General features: G+C 71.6%; 17 protein-coding genes. 2 read left to right on the plus strand and 15 right to left on the minus strand.

Going from position 1 to position 18,135, the window contains the following annotated elements; genetic code table 11:
• Nucleotides 1-196 precede the first annotated feature (196 nt).
• The 4 genes from ACK2IS_RS15275 to dnaB all read right to left on the minus strand — a co-directional run bounded on the left by ACK2IS_RS15275 (nucleotide 197) and on the right by dnaB (nucleotide 5,196).
• Nucleotides 197-589, minus strand: a complete 393-nt coding sequence (locus ACK2IS_RS15275; RefSeq protein WP_409484144.1) for an SRPBCC family protein — start codon at nucleotides 587-589, stop codon at nucleotides 197-199.
• A 2-nt stretch (nucleotides 590-591) separates the two neighbouring features.
• Nucleotides 592-1,122 carry a hypothetical protein gene (locus ACK2IS_RS15280; RefSeq protein ID WP_409484145.1) on the minus strand — a complete coding sequence of 177 codons (531 nt, stop codon included), beginning with the start codon at nucleotides 1,120-1,122 and terminating at the stop codon, nucleotides 592-594.
• 59 nt (nucleotides 1,123-1,181) lie between these two features.
• Nucleotides 1,182-2,079, minus strand: a protein-coding gene (locus ACK2IS_RS15285) for an IS5 family transposase (RefSeq protein WP_409484146.1) whose coding sequence is annotated in 2 segments (ribosomal slippage) — nucleotides 1,182-1,718 and nucleotides 1,720-2,079 — 897 coding nt in all. Because the reading frame shifts where the segments join, the coding sequence is not laid out codon by codon here.
• A gap of 516 nt (nucleotides 2,080-2,595) precedes the next feature.
• Entirely contained in the window at nucleotides 2,596-5,196 is a 2,601-nt protein-coding gene (dnaB, locus tag ACK2IS_RS15290) for a replicative DNA helicase (protein ID WP_409485686.1), read from the minus strand.
• 763 nt (nucleotides 5,197-5,959) lie between these two features.
• On the opposite strand from dnaB, the gene ACK2IS_RS15295 reads away from it, so the two are divergent.
• Nucleotides 5,960-7,258 (plus strand): MATE family efflux transporter, encoded by a 1,299-nt coding sequence (locus ACK2IS_RS15295; RefSeq protein WP_409485687.1) that lies wholly within the window; start codon nucleotides 5,960-5,962, stop codon nucleotides 7,256-7,258.
• Between the two features lie 39 nt (nucleotides 7,259-7,297).
• Here the strand turns inward: ACK2IS_RS15295 and ACK2IS_RS15300 are convergent, their stop codons facing one another.
• The 6 genes from ACK2IS_RS15300 to ACK2IS_RS15325 form a co-directional block, all read right to left on the minus strand.
• The gene (locus ACK2IS_RS15300; protein ID WP_409484147.1) at nucleotides 7,298-8,113 is read right to left on the minus strand and encodes a hypothetical protein; all 816 of its coding nucleotides are present in this window, start codon (nucleotides 8,111-8,113) and stop codon (nucleotides 7,298-7,300) included.
• Nucleotides 8,113-9,486 (minus strand): mycothione reductase, encoded by a 1,374-nt coding sequence (locus tag ACK2IS_RS15305; protein WP_409484148.1) that lies wholly within the window; start codon nucleotides 9,484-9,486, stop codon nucleotides 8,113-8,115. Before ACK2IS_RS15305 ends, ACK2IS_RS15300 begins: the two co-directional genes overlap by 1 nt.
• A gap of 29 nt (nucleotides 9,487-9,515) precedes the next feature.
• Nucleotides 9,516-10,538 carry a Gfo/Idh/MocA family protein gene (locus ACK2IS_RS15310; RefSeq protein ID WP_409484149.1) on the minus strand — a complete coding sequence of 341 codons (1,023 nt, stop codon included), beginning with the start codon at nucleotides 10,536-10,538 and terminating at the stop codon, nucleotides 9,516-9,518.
• A gap of 113 nt (nucleotides 10,539-10,651) precedes the next feature.
• Entirely contained in the window at nucleotides 10,652-11,461 is an 810-nt protein-coding gene (locus tag ACK2IS_RS15315; protein WP_409484150.1) for an ATP-binding cassette domain-containing protein, read from the minus strand.
• On the minus strand, nucleotides 11,458-12,573 hold the full coding sequence (locus ACK2IS_RS15320; protein WP_409484151.1) for an ABC transporter permease: 1,116 nt from the start codon (nucleotides 12,571-12,573) through the stop codon (nucleotides 11,458-11,460). The genes ACK2IS_RS15315 and ACK2IS_RS15320 overlap by 4 nt, the downstream gene beginning before the upstream one ends.
• Complete coding sequence (locus tag ACK2IS_RS15325; protein WP_409484152.1) at nucleotides 12,573-13,553, minus strand: substrate-binding domain-containing protein; 981 nt, start codon at nucleotides 13,551-13,553, stop codon at nucleotides 12,573-12,575. The genes ACK2IS_RS15320 and ACK2IS_RS15325 overlap by 1 nt, the downstream gene beginning before the upstream one ends.
• A gap of 101 nt (nucleotides 13,554-13,654) precedes the next feature.
• Between ACK2IS_RS15325 and ACK2IS_RS15330 the strand changes: the two genes are divergently transcribed.
• Nucleotides 13,655-14,395, plus strand: coding sequence for a GntR family transcriptional regulator (locus tag ACK2IS_RS15330; protein ID WP_409484153.1), 741 nt, complete (start codon nucleotides 13,655-13,657; stop codon nucleotides 14,393-14,395).
• 384 nt (nucleotides 14,396-14,779) lie between these two features.
• On the opposite strand, the gene rplI is transcribed toward ACK2IS_RS15330, so the two are convergent.
• From rplI to ACK2IS_RS15355, 5 genes are all read right to left on the minus strand, one after another.
• Complete coding sequence (gene rplI, locus ACK2IS_RS15335; RefSeq protein ID WP_409484154.1) at nucleotides 14,780-15,229, minus strand: 50S ribosomal protein L9; 450 nt, start codon at nucleotides 15,227-15,229, stop codon at nucleotides 14,780-14,782.
• A 20-nt stretch (nucleotides 15,230-15,249) separates the two neighbouring features.
• The gene (gene rpsR, locus ACK2IS_RS15340; protein ID WP_288799179.1) at nucleotides 15,250-15,486 is read right to left on the minus strand and encodes a 30S ribosomal protein S18; all 237 of its coding nucleotides are present in this window, start codon (nucleotides 15,484-15,486) and stop codon (nucleotides 15,250-15,252) included.
• Between the two features lie 112 nt (nucleotides 15,487-15,598).
• Complete coding sequence (locus ACK2IS_RS15345; RefSeq protein ID WP_409484155.1) at nucleotides 15,599-16,189, minus strand: single-stranded DNA-binding protein; 591 nt, start codon at nucleotides 16,187-16,189, stop codon at nucleotides 15,599-15,601.
• Nucleotides 16,190-16,258: 69 nt separating this feature from the next.
• Nucleotides 16,259-16,546 (minus strand): 30S ribosomal protein S6, encoded by a 288-nt coding sequence (gene rpsF / locus ACK2IS_RS15350; RefSeq protein WP_409484156.1) that lies wholly within the window; start codon nucleotides 16,544-16,546, stop codon nucleotides 16,259-16,261.
• Between the two features lie 140 nt (nucleotides 16,547-16,686).
• Nucleotides 16,687-18,111, minus strand: coding sequence for a hypothetical protein (locus tag ACK2IS_RS15355; RefSeq protein WP_409484157.1), 1,425 nt, complete (start codon nucleotides 18,109-18,111; stop codon nucleotides 16,687-16,689).
• Nucleotides 18,112-18,135 lie beyond the last annotated feature (24 nt).

Raw genomic sequence — 18,135 nt, forward strand, 5'->3', positions numbered from 1 at the left:
GCGCCGACTGCTCATCACGCTAGGCCCGGAGCCTGGACGGACGGTGAGCACCGTTGGCCCGTGACGCGATTTACCCTTCGCCACTTCTCGCATCCCGCCCCCGCCTCCCGCACCAGGGGCACGTGGCGGGATCCCGGCGGCGTGCCGCACGCACTCGCGGCAGCTCGGGCCTCCCGCTCGACGGCGGACTACCAGATCAGGACAGGTCCCGAGCCACGAGGCGCCGCAAGGCCAGGGCCGCGACCGGTGGATAGGCGAGCGCGACCACCGCCGGCCCGTCCAGGTCGAGACCGGCCGTGGTGCCGCTGCCGTCCGCCGTGAGGTCGTGCCTCATCCGGACCCTCACGCCGAGCAGCCCGGCCGTCCACCGCCAGGTGCGCGCGGCGGGTTCCACCTCCTCCACCCGGAACCGGACGGCGATCCCCGCGGGTCCCCGGACGAGGCCGGTCAGCCCGGCCTGCAGGCGGTGCGACCCCGCCTCGACGCCGACGATCTGCGGCGCCCACCGGGACCACAGACGCAGGTCGGCATACCTCTCCCAGGCCTCGTCGACGGCCACCGGGCCGGTGACGGTGATGCGGCGCTGCATGATCAGCTCCCCTCGGTCGCAACGGAATCGGTCGACGCGAGGAGTACGCGGACGGTCGCCGTGTCGGGGTCCCAGCGTCGCAGACCGGCGATCGTCAGCTCGGCGCACGGCCGCGCGGCCATGACCTCGACGGCGGCGGGCAGCGCGGGCGCGGGGACCCGGCGCGCAAGCGTGACGTGCGGCAGCCATGCCCCGTCGAAGGCATCCCCCACCTCTCGTCGGCACCGCTGCGCCGCCGCGACGACGGACGCATCCGGCGACAGCAGCCAGGCCAGGGTGAACGGACCCCGCCCGAGGGCCACGAGGCCGACCACCCGCACGCGCGCGGGAAGCGCCGGCCCCCACGCCGCGGCTGCGAGCTGCTCCTGGGCGGCGGCGATGCCCGGCGTCGAGAGCACGGTGGCGTGCGGCGCGTTGGTCGCCCCCCGGTGCTGCGCCTGGGACGGCCCGACCCGCGCGAGCGCCTCCCAGTCGGCGCGGACACGGGCGTCGTCCACGGGGGTCAGCACGAGCTCCAGGGAGTGCAGCGGCATCGCCCCAGTGTCGTCGGGGCTGCTCGGCCCCGCCACCGCGGCCGCCCGACGGCACCCGCCTAGGGCGTGTCTCTTAATGCTGGTAGCCAGAGGGTGATGGCGCGTAGGAGGATGGCGGCGCGGTAGGTGAGGGCGAGCTTGTCGTAGCGGGTGGCGATGGCGCGCCATTGCTTGAGCTGTTGGAAGCTGTTCTCGACGACGTGGCGTTTGGCGTACAGGCCAGGGTCGGTCTTCGGGGGCCGTCCGCCCTTGGACCCGCGGCGTGTGCGGTTGGCGCGTTGGTCGCGGGGCTCGGCGATCGCGGTGGTGATCCCGCGCCGCCGGAGCAGCGCGCGGTGGGCTCGACTGGAGTAGGCCTTGTCGGCCATGACCGCGTCCGGTGTCGTGCGTGGGCGGCCCGGGCCTGGGCGCGGGACCCGTACGGCGTCGAGCAGGTTCGTGAACATCCGGCTGTCGCTGCCCTGCCCAGGGCCCAGGAGCACGACCATCGGGCGGCCCTGGCCGTCGCACAGCTGGTGGACCTTGGTCGACAACCCGCCGCGTGACCTGCCGATGGCGTGGTCAGCCGGCTCGATCCGCTGATTCTTGTGATTCGACCGATCCCCCCGCGAGGCGGGTGGTGTTCGTCGCGTGCTGGTGGGCGCGGGTGATGGCGGAGTCGACCGCGACGTCCCAGTCGATGACCCCCGCCGCGTCCGCACGGGCCAGCAGAGCCGTCAGCACCCGGTCCCAGGTCCCGTCACCGGCGAACCGGCGGTGTCGCTTCCACACGGTCTGCCAGGGCCCGAACTCGCCCGGCAGGTCCCGCCACGCGATCCCGGTCCGGTACCGGTAGATGATCCCCTCGACCACGGTCCGGTGGTCACGAAACCGCCTGCCCCGCTTACCGTCCGCGCACGGCATGAACGGCTCGATCAGCTCCCACTCGCTATCCGAGAGCACCTGCATCCGCGACATGACACCGACAATCGCGTGTCACCACGCTCACCTTTGGGAGACACGCCCTAGCTGCCCTTCAACTCGCCGCCGCCGACACCAGCCCCGACCACACCACCTCAGAGCGCATCTCCGCCACCGGCGCGGAGTCTTGGGCAGTTTGCCAGGGGAGCCACACGACGGCGGCATCGCGAAGCGCTGCCGCCCCAGGAGACGTTTACAGCGGCGACAGTAACACTCCGTGAGAACTCTGCCGAACCGTTCACAGCAAGTTTCGCCCATAGACCTGTGATGTGGGAACTGTTCTCATGCGCAAGCCCTTGACCTGCGGGTTTCATATTCAATTATCGTCTACGGGGACGTTGCGAACAACACTCAACAAGCAACCGCCACCCCATTCAGCCCAATAGCACCACCATCGAGACAATGGCAAACGTTCAAGATTGAACAGATCGGAATTCGTGCAAAGTTCCTTGCACCTCGACAACCGCGAAGGCGGCCTGCTGGTGCGCCGATCGCGACGAGCGAGGGCGGCAGTCAGAAGCCGGTGGCCATGTTGGCGAAGCGGGCGCACTGCCCCTGGAAGGCGACCCCGATCGTGGCCGTCGGACCGTTACGATGCTTGGCGACGATGATGTCGGCCTCACCTGCCCGAGCGGTCTCCTTGTCATACACCTCTTCGCGATGCAAAAGGATAACCATGTCCGCATCCTGCTCGATCGAGCCACTTTCACGTAGATCGGACACCATCGGACGTTTGTCCGGACGCTGCTCGGGACCACGGTTCAGCTGGGAGAGCGCGATCACGGGGACCTCGATCTCCTTCGCGAGGAGCTTCAGCGCGCGCGAGAACTCCGACACCTCCTGCTGACGCGACTCGACGCGCTTGCCCGAGCTCATCAGCTGCAGGTAGTCGATGACCACGAGCTTGAGGTTGTTGCGCTGCTTGAGCCGCCGGCACTTGGCGCGGATCTCCATCAGGGACATGTTGGGCGAGTCGTCGATGAACAGCGGCGCCTCGGACAGCCGCCCGGTCGCCCGCGCGATCTTGGTCCAGTCGTCGTCGCGCAGCTCACCCTTGCGCAGCTTCTGCAGCCAGATGCTCGTCTCGGCCGACAGCAGACGCATGGTGATCTCGGTCTTGCTCATCTCCAGGCTGAAGAACACCGCGGCGTGGCCGGCGTGGATGGCAGCCGACCGGGCGATGTCCATGGCGAACGTCGAGTTGTGCGTCGGGATCATCGAGCGGCCCGCGAGATAGAGGTGGTCCGCCGCAGCGACCTGGATGCACCGCACCGGCACCGAGGCGACTGGGGTTACCTCCGTGATGAAACGGGAATCCCGACGCTGGAACTGACGCCTGCGAGCCTCCTTGTGCAGCAACTTCTTGCGCTCCAGCTCGAAGACATCGTCGTCGGTCGAGAAATTGACGTTGAACGCCACCGAACTCTCGGCCGAGCGTCCCTTGACCGGCTTGGAAGCGATCGACGCCCGGTAGCCCAGGCTCAGCACGAGCTCATGAACGTCCGCGGCGAGACGCCGACTGGTGGATGTGAACTGAACGGCTCCCGTGTTGACCACGGTTCCATCCGTGTCCAACAGGCCCGCGAGCAGTGCTCGACGTTGAGTCTCGTGGGCACGCAGGTAGGCGGAGGGGATGTGCTTCGCGCCCAGCACCCCGATCTCCCGCAGCCGCGCCTGAAGAGACCCCGTCCGTCTGCGGCAGGAGAGGCATTGCCGGCCTGTGGAGGTGGGGCCCCCGCAGTCCATGCATCGAGGGGTGGGGATCGGACCCTGGATTGCCTTGAGCTTTCCACCGCACGACTGACCGCACGTCCGCACGAAGGTCTTCGGGTTCGAGAACGTCGCTCCGCAAACGGCACAGCTGCGCTCCTGTGGCGCCGGGGTTGCTAGCGACATCTGGTACCGCATCGGGGACGTGGTCTTGGTGACGACGAGGCCGTCCTCTTCGAGCCTCATGACGATCTCAGGGTCAGCCGTGGTGATCTGGGCCGCCGCTGACGTTCCGTCACCCAGCCATGCCCCCAGGACATAGGGCGGAACGAGCAGCTCGCGGGTTGGGAGATCCAGTGGCCGAGCGAGTCGGACGCTGTGGTTTAGCCGAGCATCCTTCGTCTGGGTTCGGAGCGTTTCGGCTATCTCCGTGGTGGTCCGGACGCCCGGGAGAGCCTGCGTCGCCCCGCGACGGACCCCGTCGGTACGGGCGGCAGAAGCCGCACGACGGCTGGCTCGCGTATCGGTCAGCCACTGATGCTCGGCATCGGCCACGATCGAGGAGCCGTCCGAGAAGGCCACCTCGTAGCACGGCCGGTCGACCATCACCTCGGTTGCCGCGACGACGCGGGTGGGTCGCCCGTCCGCCCCCATCACCTCGTCGCCGACCTGGACCTCGCCCATCGTCGTCCACCCGGTCGGCGTGGGCAGGGGCGTGTCCAGCGCGAGCGCCTTGCCCATCGCCGGGCGGGCGGCGATCACGATCATCTGGCCGGGGTGCAGGCCGTTGGTCAGCTGGTCGAGCTCGGTGAATCCGGTGGGGATGCCCACCATCTCGCCGCCCTTGCCGCTGGCGTGCTCGATCTCGTCGATGGTGCTCTCGAGGATCTCGCCGATGGCGATGTAGTCCTCGCCGCCGCGCTTGTCCGCGACGGCATACACCTCGGCCTGGGCCGCGTTGACGATGTCCTCGACGTCGCCGTCCTGCCCGTAGCCGAGCTGGACGATGCGGGTGCCGGCCTCGACGAGGCGGCGCAGGACGGCGCGCTCCTGCACGATCTCGGCGTAGTAGCCGGCGTTGGCGGCGGTCGGGACCGAGTCGATGAGCTGGTGCAGGTAGGCCTGGCCGCCGATCCGCTGGATCTCACCGCGCTTGGTCAGCTCGTCGGCGACGGTGATGGCGTCGGCCGGCTCACCACGGCCGTACAGGTCGAGGATCGCCTCGTAGATCGACTCGTGCGCGGGCCGGTAGAAGTCCTTGCCGCGCAGCGTCTCGACGCAGTCGGCGATGGCGTCCTTGGACATCATCATCGAGCCCAGCACCGACTGCTCGGCGTGCACGTCCTGCGGCGGGACCCGGTCGTCCCCGCCCCGCGGGGCGCCCTGACCGTCGTGGTCGTCCATCGACACGTGCCGCTCCCTCGTCCGCGCTCCGCCGCCCCTGCTCGGCGGTGGGCCCAGTCCATCACAGAGCGCTGACAAATCCGCCACGGACAGGGCGTATGCCGGGGAAGTTGGTCGAGCTCGGCGCTCCGGTCCGTTCACCCACCACCGCTGGGCGGGGGATGTGGATAACCAAGGCCTTGAACGGTCAAGGCGAGATCCGTGCCCGCCGTCCGCAGCAGCGGCCGGTGGCACGACCCGCGGGCGAGCACAGCCTGTGGACAACGTGTGGACAACGCGCTGGCCCCTGGGGGTGACGCGGTGGACAGGGTTGTGGACAACCTGTGACTTCTGGGTTCGCAGAATGCCCCACACCCGCTCTGATCTGCACAAAAGCGGCACACGCCCTGTGCATGGACACTGACTCCTGGGGATGGCCCCCTCCGGGACGACACGCGGGACAATGTGGACAAGGGGGACGCCCTCTCGGACCGCCAGCTGCACATACCCGACATACCGTTGCGCTCCGTCAATGCTCGGTCACTTTACGAATGAGTAATCGGCCCCGGCGCGCCCCTGTCCACACCTCGCGCCCCGACGGCCCCGTCGCTGTGGACAACCTCCTGCGGTCAACGACCCGTCCACCCGCCGTTCACCCACACCCTGCGTGAGCACGGCCCCCTATCCTGCGGTGGTGACCACGGACCCCTGCGAGCAGTCCCGCCCGGGCCCCGGCCAGAGCCCGTCGCCACCCCCACCGCCGGAGGCCTCCCCGGCCCGCGAGATCCTCCGACTGGCGGTCCCGGCCTTCCTCGCCCTCGTCGCCGAGCCGCTCTTCCTGCTGGCCGACAGCGCGATCGTGGGCCACCTCGGCACCGCTCCGCTCGCCGGCCTCGGGGTGGCGAGCGCCGCCCTGCTGACCGCCGCCAACGTGTTCGTCTTCCTCGCGTACGGCACGACCAGCGTGGTCGCCCGGCACGTGGGCGCGGGCGACGAGCGCGGCGCCGTCGCCACCGGGCTGGACGGGGTCTGGCTGGCGAGCGGTCTCGGCCTGGTCACCGCGGTCCTGGTCGCCGGCGCGGCCCGCCCGATCCTCACGGTCTTCGGGGCGAGCGCCGCCGCGCTCGACCAGGGGGCGACCTATCTGCGGCTGAGCGCGCTCGGGCTGCCCGCGATGCTGGTGGCCCTGGCCACGACGGGCATCCTGCGCGGGGTCCAGGACACCCGCACGCCGCTGGTCGTCAGCGTGGCTGGTTTCACGGGCAACCTCGCCCTGAACGTCCTCCTCGTCCACGGACTGCACCTGGGCATCGGCGGCTCGGCGCTGGGCACGGTCGTCAGCCAGTGGGGTATGGCGGTCGCGCTGCTCCTGGTCGTGGGGCGCGCCGCCCGCCGACTCCACGCCCCCTTGCGCCCGCACCCGGCACGGGTCCTGCGGGCCGCGCGCGACGGCATACCGCTGCTGGTCCGCACCCTCGCGCTGCGGGCGGTGCTGCTGCTCACGACCTGGGCGGCCGCGGGTCTGGGGGACGTGCCGCTCGGGGCCTACCAGGTGAGCGCGACGGTGTGGAGCTTCCTCACCTTCGCCCTCGACGCGCTGGCGATCGCGGCGCAGGCGCTGACCGGCAAGGCGCTCGGCGCGGGCGACACCGCGGGCACCCGCGCCGCCACCACGCTGATGGTGCGCTGGGGCGTGGTGGCCGGGATCGTCCTGGGCGCAGCGCTGCTCGTGACGCACACCGTGCTGCCCGCGCTGTTCACCCCGGACCGGGCGACCCGGCAGGCGCTGGCCGCGGGCCTGGTCGTCGTCGCCCTCTCGCAGCCGATCTCGGGGTGGGTCTTCGTGCTCGACGGGGTGCTCATCGGGGCGGGCGACAGCCGCTGGCTCGCCGGGGCCCAGGTGGGCCTGCTGACGGCATACGTCCCGATCGTGCTGGGCGTGCGCCACCTGGCGACGGGAGAGACACCCGAGCTGGCGATGACCTGGCTGTGGGCCGGCTTTGCGACGTTCATGGCGCTGCGCGGGGTGGCCCTACACCTGCGCGCCCGCAGCGACGCCTGGCTGGTGACCGGCACCCGCTGAGCCGGCGCAGGCGAGGGAGGCCGCGGCCGCGGCACCGCCTCAGCCGCCCGCCGCCTCGGCCGCCGGGCTGAACGCCAGCACCACGCACCCGGCCACCGCCACCGCGACACCCGCCAGGGCCGCGAACCCCCACCCCGGCCGCACCAGGTCGCCCAGGACGAGCACCCCGATGACGCCCGGCAGCAGCACCTCGACCACCCACATCACGGCGGTCACCGGCCCGAGCGACCCGCGCTCCAGGGCCCGCGCGTAGGCCACCGCCCCCACGGCGCCGGAGGCCAGCAGCGCCCACGCCGCCGGCTGCAGCGCCACCTCACGGACCATGTCGAGCGGCCCGCCGGACCCGACGTGCACCGCCCGCGCCGCGAGCGCCAGCCCCGAGAAGCCCACTCCGGCCAGGCCGCCGAGCACCAGCGCGGGACCGCGTCGCCACAGCGCCGCGAGCGCCACCACCGCCGCGACCGCCAGGGCGGTCACGGCGGTCGGATAGCCCTGCGGCACACCGGCGTCGGACTCGGCGCCGGACGACAGCGCCACCAGCACCAGCCCGAGCGAGACGACCCCGATGGCCACCCAGTCACGGCCGGAGGTGCGTGCGTGCAGCACCACGCGGGCGAGCAGCACCGTGACCGCGAGGGATCCGGCGAGCAGGGACTGCACGGCGAACAGCGGCATCCGGGTCAGCGCGACCAGCGAGGCCACCCAGGCGAGACCGTCGCAGCCCAGGCCGACGAGATAGGCGGGGTGCCGCAGCACCGCGGAGCCCTCGGCCCGCGACGCGGCGAGCCCCTGGGAGACGGAGGCCAGGGCATAGAGCAGCATCCCCGCGAGCGCGGCCGCCAGACCGAGGCCCATCACAGCTCGAGGCCCAGCAGGGCGTTCTCGACGACCTCGACGAGCGCCGGGTGGGTCCAGTACTGCCCTCGCGCCACCTGCGGCACCGTCGTGCCGAGCGACATGGCCTGGACGAGCGGCTGGACGAGCAGGCTGGCCTGGTGCCCGACCAGGTGCGCCCCGAGCAGCTGCTTGGTCTGCGGGTCGGCGAGCAGCTTGCACACGCCGGTCTGGTCCTCCATCGCCCACCCGTACGCCGTGTCGCCATACCGCTGCACCGTGACGACGTGGTCCCGGCCGGCCTCGCGCAGCTCGCGCTCGGTCGCACCCACCGACGCCACCTGCGGGTGCCCGAAGACCGCCGCCGGCACGAACCGGTGATCGGTGCTGCGCAGGTCGTCCGGGTGCGCGAGGTTGTGGGCGACGACGCGGGCCTCGTGGTTGGCGACGTGCTTGAGCTGGTATGGCGAGCAGACGTCCCCGAGCGCCCACACCCCCTCGACCGAGGTGCGCTGGTGCTCGTCGACCCACAGCCGCTCGCCCGCCATGCGGTAGCCGACCTCGGCCAGGCCGAGCTGGTCGCCGTTGCGGGTGCGTCCGACCGCGACGAGCACGGCGTCGACGACGACCTCGCTGCCGGTCGACAGCGCGAGGTGCCAGCCGTCGTCCTGTCGCGTCGCCGCCGTCACCTCGGTCTCGAGCCGCAGGTCGAAGCGGTCGGCCGCGGCGTCGGTCACCACCCGCGAGACCAGCTCGTCCTGCGTGCGCAGGAGCAGGTCGGAGCGCTGCAGCCACACCACGTCGACCCCGAGGGCGTCGAAGACGTGGGCGAACTCGCAGGCGATGTAGCCCCCGCCGACGACGGCCATCCGCCGGGGCAGCTGCGGCATCCGCATCACCGTGTCCGAGGTGTGGATCCCGGCGTCGGGGTCGGCCTCGCGCAGCCCGTCGACGGGCAGCATCGTGGGGCGGGCGCCCGCGGCGATCACGATCTGGTCGGCCGTGATCGTGGCTCCGGTGCCCGTGTCGATCTCGGTGGGCGCCGTGAACCGTGCGCTCCCGCTGAAGACCGTCACGTGCGGGTCCTGCCGGCGGTAGTCCTCGCCGCCGCGGGCGATCGGGTCGATGCGGCCGAAGACCCGGTCGCGGATCTCCTGCCAGCGGACCTGGGGATCGGCATACGAGATCCCGAGCCGCTGCAGGTCTGCGGCCTCGGTCACCACGTCCGCGGGGTAGGCGAACATCTTGGTCGGGATGCACCCGACGTTGAGGCAGGTCCCGCCGAAGGCCCCCCGCTCGAGGATCGCCACGTCGCGCCCCTCGAGCTCGGGGGTCAGCAGCGAGTTGCCCGAGCCGGTGCCGATGATGATGAGGTCGAAGTGCCTGTCCGCCATGGGCTCAGGCTAGCCGTGGCGCCTGGGGCTCAGCGGGCTCCGACCAGGGCGTCACCCGTGAGCGCCCGCACCTCGTCCATGACCTCCAGGGTGAGGATCGTCGCGTCGAGCGGCCGGATCGGGGTCTCGAGCAGTCCGGCGTCCAGGCAGCGCGCCACCTCCAGCGCCTCGTAGAACAACGCGGCGTGCGCGATCGGGGTCTCCTCGTGGCGCAGCACCTGGCCGTCGCGGGTGCGGACGGTGAGCGGGCCGGGCTTGTAGAAGGGCCCCTCCAGCGTCGCGAACCCGGTGCTGCCGCTGATCGACGCGAGGGTCGGGGTGCGCACCAGCGAGGTCGCCTTGAGCGCGGACTGGGTGGTGTCGCCGTGGCGCAGCTCCATCACGGTCTGCGCCATCACGCCGGACGGGCCGCGCACGCCCTGCGCGTGGATCTCGGTGGGGCGGCCGAGCACCCAGGTCGCGAAGGCCACGAGGTAGGTGCCCAGGTCCATCATCGCCCCGCCCGCCGCGGCGGGGTCGTTGATCCGGTGGTCGTCGTCGAAGTACTCCCCCAGATCGGCCGACAGCAGGTGGATGTCGCCGAGCAGGCCCTCGTCCAGCACCGTGCGCAGCACCGAGAACTTCGGCAGGAACATCGACCACATCGCCTCGGCGCAGAAGACGCCTCGCGCCCGCGCGGCGGTCACGATCTGCCGGGCACCCGCCGCGTCGACGGCCATCGGCATCTCCACGAGCACGTGCCTGCCCGCCTCGATCGCCAGCAGCGCGTGGTCCACGTGGTGCGGGTGGCGCGTGGCGACGTAGACCACGTCCACGTCGTCCTGCGCCACGAGCTCCTCGTAGGACCCGCAGGGTCGGCCACCGTGGCGCGCGGCGAGCTCGGTGGAGCGGGCGAGGTCGCGCGAGCCGATCGCCGCGACCTGGTGGTTGGTGTGGCTCAGGACCGACCCGAGGAAGCGGTCGGCGGCCCAGCCGGTGCCGAGGATCCCCCAGCGCACGATGGGCCCGTCGAGGGGGTGGAGACGGTCGGGGGACGGCAGCGGCAGCGACATCGGTGCACTCCTCGTCGAGGGGATGATCTGCCCAGGCTAGGAGCGCGCACCGGCTCCGGGCGGTCGAGAGCCCGGAGCCGGTCCAGTTGCGTCGATGCGGTCGTCTGCCGGCGTCAGCGCCGCAGCTCGTGCGCGAGGGCGTCCAGCTCGCCGCCGCCCGCCATCTCGTGGGTGAGCTCGTCCAGCGTCAGGTCGGCCTTGGCCCGGTCGAGGCAGACCCGGCCCAGCTTGAGCACCACGAAGTGGTCACCCACGAGCATGGCGTGGTTGGGGTTGTGGGTGATGAAGACGACGGCGATCCCGGCGTCGCGGGCCTTGGCGATGTAGCGCAGCACCACACCTGACTGCTTGACGCCCAGCGCGGCCGTCGGCTCGTCCAGGATCAGCACCTTGGCGCCGAAGTGGATCGCGCGGGCGATCGCCACGCACTGCCGCTGCCCGCCCGACAGCGCCCCGACCGGTGTCTCCAGGTCCGGTATGACGACGCCGAGCTCCCGCAGCGACGCGTCGGCCCTGGCCTTCATCTCCTCGATCGCCAGCCGCCCGAAGGGCTTACGCGTGATCTCGTTGCCGAGGAAGAAGTTCCGCCATACGGCCATGAGCGGAGCCAGGGCGAGGTCCTGGTAGACGGTGGCGATGCCTGCCGCCTGCGCCTGCCGCGGGGACGTGAAGCGCACCGGGTCGCCCTCGACCCGGAGCACGCCCGAGGTGTGCTCGTGCAGCCCTGCCATGACCTTGATCAGCGTGGACTTGCCGGCGCCGTTGTCGCCGAGGACACAGGTGACCTCGCCGGCCCGCGCCGTCAGGCAGACCCCCCGCAGCGCCTCGACGTGTCCGTACGACTTGCCGACCTCGTCGAGCTCGAGGATCGGGGCCTGCGAGGTCACCGCGACGTGGTCGCGCTCCTGCTGGACCGTGCTCATCGACGCTCCGCCTTCCGCTTCATCCAGACGTTGACCAGCGTCGCGGCGAGCAGCATCACGCCGAGGAAGGTCTTGAACCAGTCCGGGTTCCAGCCGGCGTAGTTGATGCCGAGCTGGGCCATGCCGTAGATCAGGGCGCCCACCGAGGCACCCACGACCGAGCCGTAGCCACCCGTCAGCAGGCAGCCGCCGATGACCGCAGCGACGATGTAGATGAACTCCTTGCCCACGCCCTCGCCGGACTGGACCACGCCGTAGCCGAACAGCAGGTGCATCCCGGACAGCCAGGCCCCGAAGGCCACGAAGAGGTAGAGCGCGACCTTGGTGCGGCGCACCGGCACGCCCGACGCGCGGGCGGCGCCGTCGTCGCCGCCGACCGCCAGGATCCAGTTGCCCTGCCGGGTCCGCAGCAGCAGCCAGGCGCCCACCGCGGTCAGCAGCAGCCAGTAGAGCAGCGTGACCTTAAGGTTGATCGCGGCGCCGCCCAGGTGCACGGTCGTCTCCGCCGCGAAGACCGCCTTGGCGGAGTCCCAGCCCTCCATGTCGGCGATCGAGCGGGACGCGACGTTGCCCGAGATCTCGCGCGTCATGCCCAGATTGACGCCCTGCAGCACGAAGAAGGTCGCCAGCGTGGTGAGGAAGCTCGGCAGCCTGGTGCGGGTCAGCAGCAGCCCGTTGACCAGGCCGATCGCCAGGGTGACGAGCAGGGCGACCAGCACCGCCACCCACACGTGGAGGTTGAGGTACCACCCCAGCAGCGCCGCCGCCAGGCCTGCCGTGGTCACGAGCACCCCCGCGGACAGGTCGAACTCGCCGCCGATCATCAGCAGGGCGACGGGCACGGCCATCATCCCGATGATCGAGGCGCTGTAGAGGATCGTCCCGACGTTGCTGACGTTGCGGAAGCCGGGCGCGATCGCGAGGAAGAGGACGAGCAGCGCGAGCCCGCCGATCAGCGAGCCGATCTCGGGGCGCACGAGCAGGCGGGTGGCGAGGGAGGGCCGGGTGGTGCGGTCGTCCACCTCGAGCTCCGGGGCCTGGGGTGCGGCGCCGGTGGGCGTCAGGTCGGCGGTGGGCTGGGCCGCGGCGGTGCCGGCGGTGGCGGGCGACATCAGCGCTTCCCCGCGGCGGCGTACTTCTCGATGGCGGCGGCGTTGGTCCTGTCGACGAAGGCCGGGCCGGTCAACGTCGCCTGCCCACCACCGACGTCGTTGCCGTTGGTCTTGTAGAGCCACAGCGCGTCCACCGCGAGGTAGCCCTGCAGGTAAGGCTGCTGGTCGACGGCGAACTGCACGTCACCGGCCTTGATCGCCTTGATCAGCTCGGCGTTGGTGTCGAAGGTCGCGATCTTGGCGGCCGACCCGGCCTCCTTGACCGACTGCACGCCCGTCAGCGCGACCGACGCCTTGAGCCCGAGCACCCAGTCGATCGCCTTGTCCTGCTGCAGCTTGCCGGTCAGCTTGGACTGGACGTCGGCGGTGTCGGCGCCGTTGACGTACAACGTCTCCGTCGCGGGCAGAGCCGCCTTGACGCCCGCGCACCGCGCGTCGTTTCCCACGTTGCCCTGCTCGTGCAGGATGCACAGGACCTTCTTGGCGCCCAGGCCCTTGAGCCGCTCGCCCGTGGCCTGGCCCGCGACACGGTCCTCCTGGCCGAAGAATCCCTTGACGCCCAGCTGCTTCCACGCATCGACGCCACCGTTGAGCGCCGTGACCGGGATGCCGGCCGCGACGGCCTTCGTGACCGCCGGGCCCATCTGGTCCGGCTTGGACAGGGTCACCGCGATGCCGTCGACCTTCTTGTCGATGGCGGCCTGGACCAGGTTGGCCTGCTCGGCGCCGTCCGGGCTCGCCTGGTACTCGAGCGTGATGCCGTCCTTGTCCGCCGCGTCGTCGGCGCCCTTGCGGACCAGGTCCCAGAAGTCGTCGCCGGGCGCGGAGTGGGTGATCAGGGTGACCGTCATGGTCTTGGCGGGCTTGCCGCCGGCGGCCGCGGCCTGCTCGACGGCCTGGCGGCCCCCGGTGGCGGAGCAGGCAGCCAGGCTGAGCGCCGCGGCGGCCGCGGCGACGACGAGGGCAGGACGGCGTCTCATGAGGTCCTTCTGAGGTCTGGGAGGTGACAAACACCAGCATTGTCACCCAGGACCGGCCGCGATGACACTCCGCCACCTCCCATCGGCACTAACCTGCCTGTGTGGGTGCCCTGGCCGACCTGACTCTCGACCGCTCGTCGTCGACACCGCTCTACGACCAGCTGGCCGCTCAGCTGCGCGCCGCCATCGACCGGGGCGTCCTCCAGCCGGGCGACCCCTTCGAGAACGAGCTGTCCCTCGCCGCCCGCCTGCAGGTCTCCCGCCCGACCGTCCGCAAGGCCATCGCCCAGCTGGTCGCCGACGGGCTGCTCGTCCGCCACCGCGGCATCGGCACCCGCGTGGCCTGCCCGGTGGTGCACCAGCGCGACGACCTCACGCCCTTGTATGACGCGCTCGACCGCACCGGCCGCCGCCCGACGACCCAGGTGATCCGCCTGGTGCCCGCCCGCCGCAACACGGTCGCCGCCACCGCGCTCGGCCTCGACCCCCGCACGTCCCTGGTCTATCTCGAGCGGGTGCGCTGGTCCGACGGCCGACCCCTCGTCGTGCTCCGCTCCTGGCTGCCGCCGCAGTTCGCCACGCTCACCAGCGCCGAGCTGGCCGAGCACGGGCTCTACGAGCTGCTCGCGAGGCGCGGCGTCGTCGCCGACCTCGCCCGCCAGCGCCTCGGCGCGCGCATGGCCACCCTCACCGAACGCCGCCAGCTGCAGCTCACCCGCGCCGACGCCGTCCTGACGGTGCTGTGGCAGTCCTACGCCCCCGACGGCACGCCCATCGAGTACGGAGACCACGCCTACCGCGGGGACCAGTACGTCGTGGACAACACCCTGCGCAACCCCTGAACCCGCACCGCGCGACGCCGGCCCCTCGCTGCGCCATACCGCCGCCCCCGCCATACCGCGGACCCGCCATACCGCCGCCTTCCTCCGCACCGTTCTCCTCCCGCTCGTCCCACGCCGCCCCGCCCGGTCCGGCCGACCCCTACTGCGCTCGCAGCTCAGAAGGTGCGCGTTCTGGGGCCGAGAACGTGTATTCGTCGAGCTGCGAGCGCAGAAGAGACACGGGGGTGGCGCGCAGCAGAAAGACGCGGGGCAGGTGGGTGCGCACGAGAGGGCGGCAGACGAGGAGCCGGGGCCTGGGTGAGGCGAGGCGTGGGGGCGGACCGGGGCGAGACGCGACGAGACCCGCCACCCCGGAGGGTGACGGGTCTCGATCGACGCCGGGGCCTACTTGGCCGCGACGACGTCCAGCTTGACGGTGGCGAGCACCTCGGGGTGCAGGCGCACGGTCGCGGTGTAGGCGCCGAGGGTGCGGATCGCGCCCTGGACCTCCAGCTTGCGGCGGTCGATCTTGGGGCCACCCGCAGCCACGATCGCGTCGACGATCTGGGCGCTGTGGACGGAGCCGTAGAGACGGCCGGCGTCGCCGGACTTCACCGGCACCTTGTAGGCCTTGACCTCGAGACGCTGCTTGGCGTCCTTGGCCTCCTCGATCGACTTGTGCTCGCGGGCGACGCGGGCCTTCTGGATCGCCTCGACCTGCTTCTGACCACCCTTGGTCCACGGCGTCGCGAAGCCACGGGGCATGAGGTAGTTGCGGGCGTAGCCGTCCTTGACCTCGACGATGTCGCCGGGGGTGCCGAGGCCGGTCACCTCGTTGGTGAGGATGAGCTTCATGTCAGTTCCCTTCCCTGGGCTCAGCGAGCAGAGCTCGAGTAGGGCAGCAGGGCGACCTCGCGGGCGTTCTTGACGGCCTTGGCGATGAGGCGCTGCTCCTGGACGGAGACACCGGTGACGCGCCGAGCGCGGATCTTGCCGCGGTCGGAGATGAACTTGCGCAGCAGCGCGGTGTCCTTGTAATCGATGTTCTCGATCTTGGCGGCCTTGAGCGGGTTCGCCTTCTTCTTGGGCTTGCGCACAACGGGCTTGGCCATTGTGGTTCTCCTTGCGTGGTCTACGAGAGGTGGTGCCGGGCCTGGGGCCACGGCTCAAGAGGTATGCCGACGCGGGCTCGCGCCTGGTCGGTCGATGCTCGATCGGGCGGGATCAGAAGGGGGGCTCGTCGTAGGACGGCGCGCCGCCCCACCCGCCACCCTGCGGGGCGGGAGCCCCGCCCTGGGCCGGAGCGGCCGGGGCACGACCGCCCTGCCCGCCTCCGGTCGACCAGGGGTCGTCGGACTGGCCGGCGTTGCCGCCCCAGCCGCCACCCTGCTGGCCCCCCGGACCGCCGCCCTGCTGGCCGCCGAAGCCGCCGCCCTGGCCGTTGCCTCGCTGGGTCTTGGTGACCTTGGCGGTGGCGTAGCGCAGGGAAGGGCCGACCTCGTCGACCTGCATCTCCATGACCGAACGCTTCTGACCGGTCTCCTTGTCGTCCCACGAGCGGGAGACGAGTCGACCGGTGACGACGACCCGCATGCCGCGCTGGAGCGACTCGGCCACGTTCTCCGCGGCCTCGCGCCAGACCGAGCACCGCATGAACAGCGTCTCGCCGTCCTTGAACTCGTTGCTCTGCCGGTCGAAGGTGCGCGGCGTGGAGGCCACGGTGAAGTTGGCGACCGCCGCGCCGGACGGGGTGAACCGCAGCTCGGGGTCCTGGGTCAGGTTGCCGACGATGGTCAGCGTGGTCTCTCCGGCCATGGTGCTCTCCTCGATCCGTGCGTCGCGGGTGTCAGGTGTGGGTCAGGGGTGATCGAGCGATGGGACGACTCAGGCGCCGGGGCGCATGAGCTTGGTCCGCAGGATGGACTCGTTCAGCGAGAGCTGACGGTCCAGCTCCTTGGCCGTGGCCGGCTCGGCCGTGAAGTTCACGACGGCGTAGTAGGCCTCGGCGTTCTTCTTGATCTCGTAGGCCATGCGGCGCTTGCCCCACAGGTCGACGTTGTCGACGGTGCCCTTGTCGTTGGTGACGACGGTGAGGAACTTCTCCAGCGACGGCTGGATGGTGCGCTCCTCGAGAGCGGGGTCGAGAATGATCATCAGCTCGTACTGACGCATGCGTTAACCCACCTCCTCTGGTCTCGGCGGCCACGGTCTCTCCGTGGCAGGAGGGTGTGCATGTATGCCGGCACCCGGCCCGGACGTCCGCCACCGGCGGAAGCCGCACGACGGACGGGGAGGATGCAAGCCTTCCCAGGCTACACGACCCGCAGCAGCACCTGGTCCGGCGCGCCCGCGCAGACGCCGGCCAGCGGGTCCCGCTCGACCCGGCCGCCCAGCCGCGTGGCACGCCCGGACCCGGGCTCCGGGGTCGCGGCGGTGGCCTCGCGGTCCGGCACCTCGTCGCGCGCCCGGCGGGTCACCCGCCAGGCCAGCCAGACCCAGGTCGCGAGCCGCGCCACCGTCAGGACGGCGAACCACCCCGCGGGCAGACCCCGATCGGGAGCCTGACCTGCCGCGATGTGCAGCCACAGGCCGACGAAGTAGGCGACCTCGACGCCCGCCCACACCAGGTGCTCGCGCCAGGTCACGCCGATCACGGCGAGGAGCGGGACGAGCCACAGGGACCACTGCACCGGAACCGAGCGACCCGTCAGGCCCACGACCACGAGGAGCAGCAGGGCCACCTCCGCGACACCAGGGCGGCGGGCCGCGCCGAGGGCGAGGAGGACGGCCAGCAGCACCGCGACCACCCAGCCGGTCACGGCGAGGCCGGTGGCCAGGCCGGACGGCACCGTGACGCCGAGCGAGGTGAGCAGGTAGGAGATCGAGCCGTAGCCCGGCTGCGCGGCGGCCCAGCGGGTGTAGACGTCGAGGGCCTGACCGCCGGCGTACGCCACGACGCCCCCGATCACGGCGACGGCCGTGAGCAGCGCGACCCCGGCGGTGAGGCACCAGTCCACGATCCGTCCCGCGCGCAGGCACACCAGGCCGAGGGCGACCAGCAGGAGCACCGCGGGGGTGCGGCAGGTGATCGCCAGCCCCAGCAGCAGGCCGGCCTCCACGGCCCGACGACGGCTCCACGCCACCAGCCCGGCCATCGCCAGCGTCACCGCCACCAGGTCGAAGCTGACCAGGGCCGTGGTGATCACCACGGGGCTGAGGGCCAGATGGGCGACGTTCCACCGGGTGCGCGGGGTTGCCCGCACGAGCAGGCCGACGAGCAGGACCAGCAGGAGCGTCAGCAGCCCGGCCCACAGCCCGGTGTAGGCCTGGGCCGCGGCCAGGGTGCGGCCCTGGTCGCCGCCGGGGGCGAGCAGGGACACCAGCCACATGACGACGCCCGTGCCGGCGGCCTGGCCGACCCCGGTGCCCTGCCCGTAGGCGAAGCCGCCGTCCGCGAGCCCGCTGCTCTGGTAGACGACCGGGATGTCGGAGTAGCACATGTGCCAGAACTGGTCGCCTGCCCGCCATCCGTGGGTGAGGCAGTGGCCCCGCAGGAGGGTGGACAGCAGCATCACCACGGTGGCGGCCGCGGTCAGCGCGAGCAGGGCAGGGCGCAGGCCGCGACGACCGACCGCGGCGAGACGTCCCGTGGGGCCGCCCAACCACTCGCTGGCGGCCCGGGCGACCGGGTCCTCGCGCGTGGGAGCGACGGTGCGGGTGGGGTCGGTCAGCTGCATGGGCCCATCATGCCCGCATCTGCT

This window comes from Arsenicicoccus dermatophilus, from assembly GCF_046267915.1.
Taxonomy (GTDB): domain Bacteria; phylum Actinomycetota; class Actinomycetes; order Actinomycetales; family Dermatophilaceae; genus Arsenicicoccus; species Arsenicicoccus dermatophilus_A.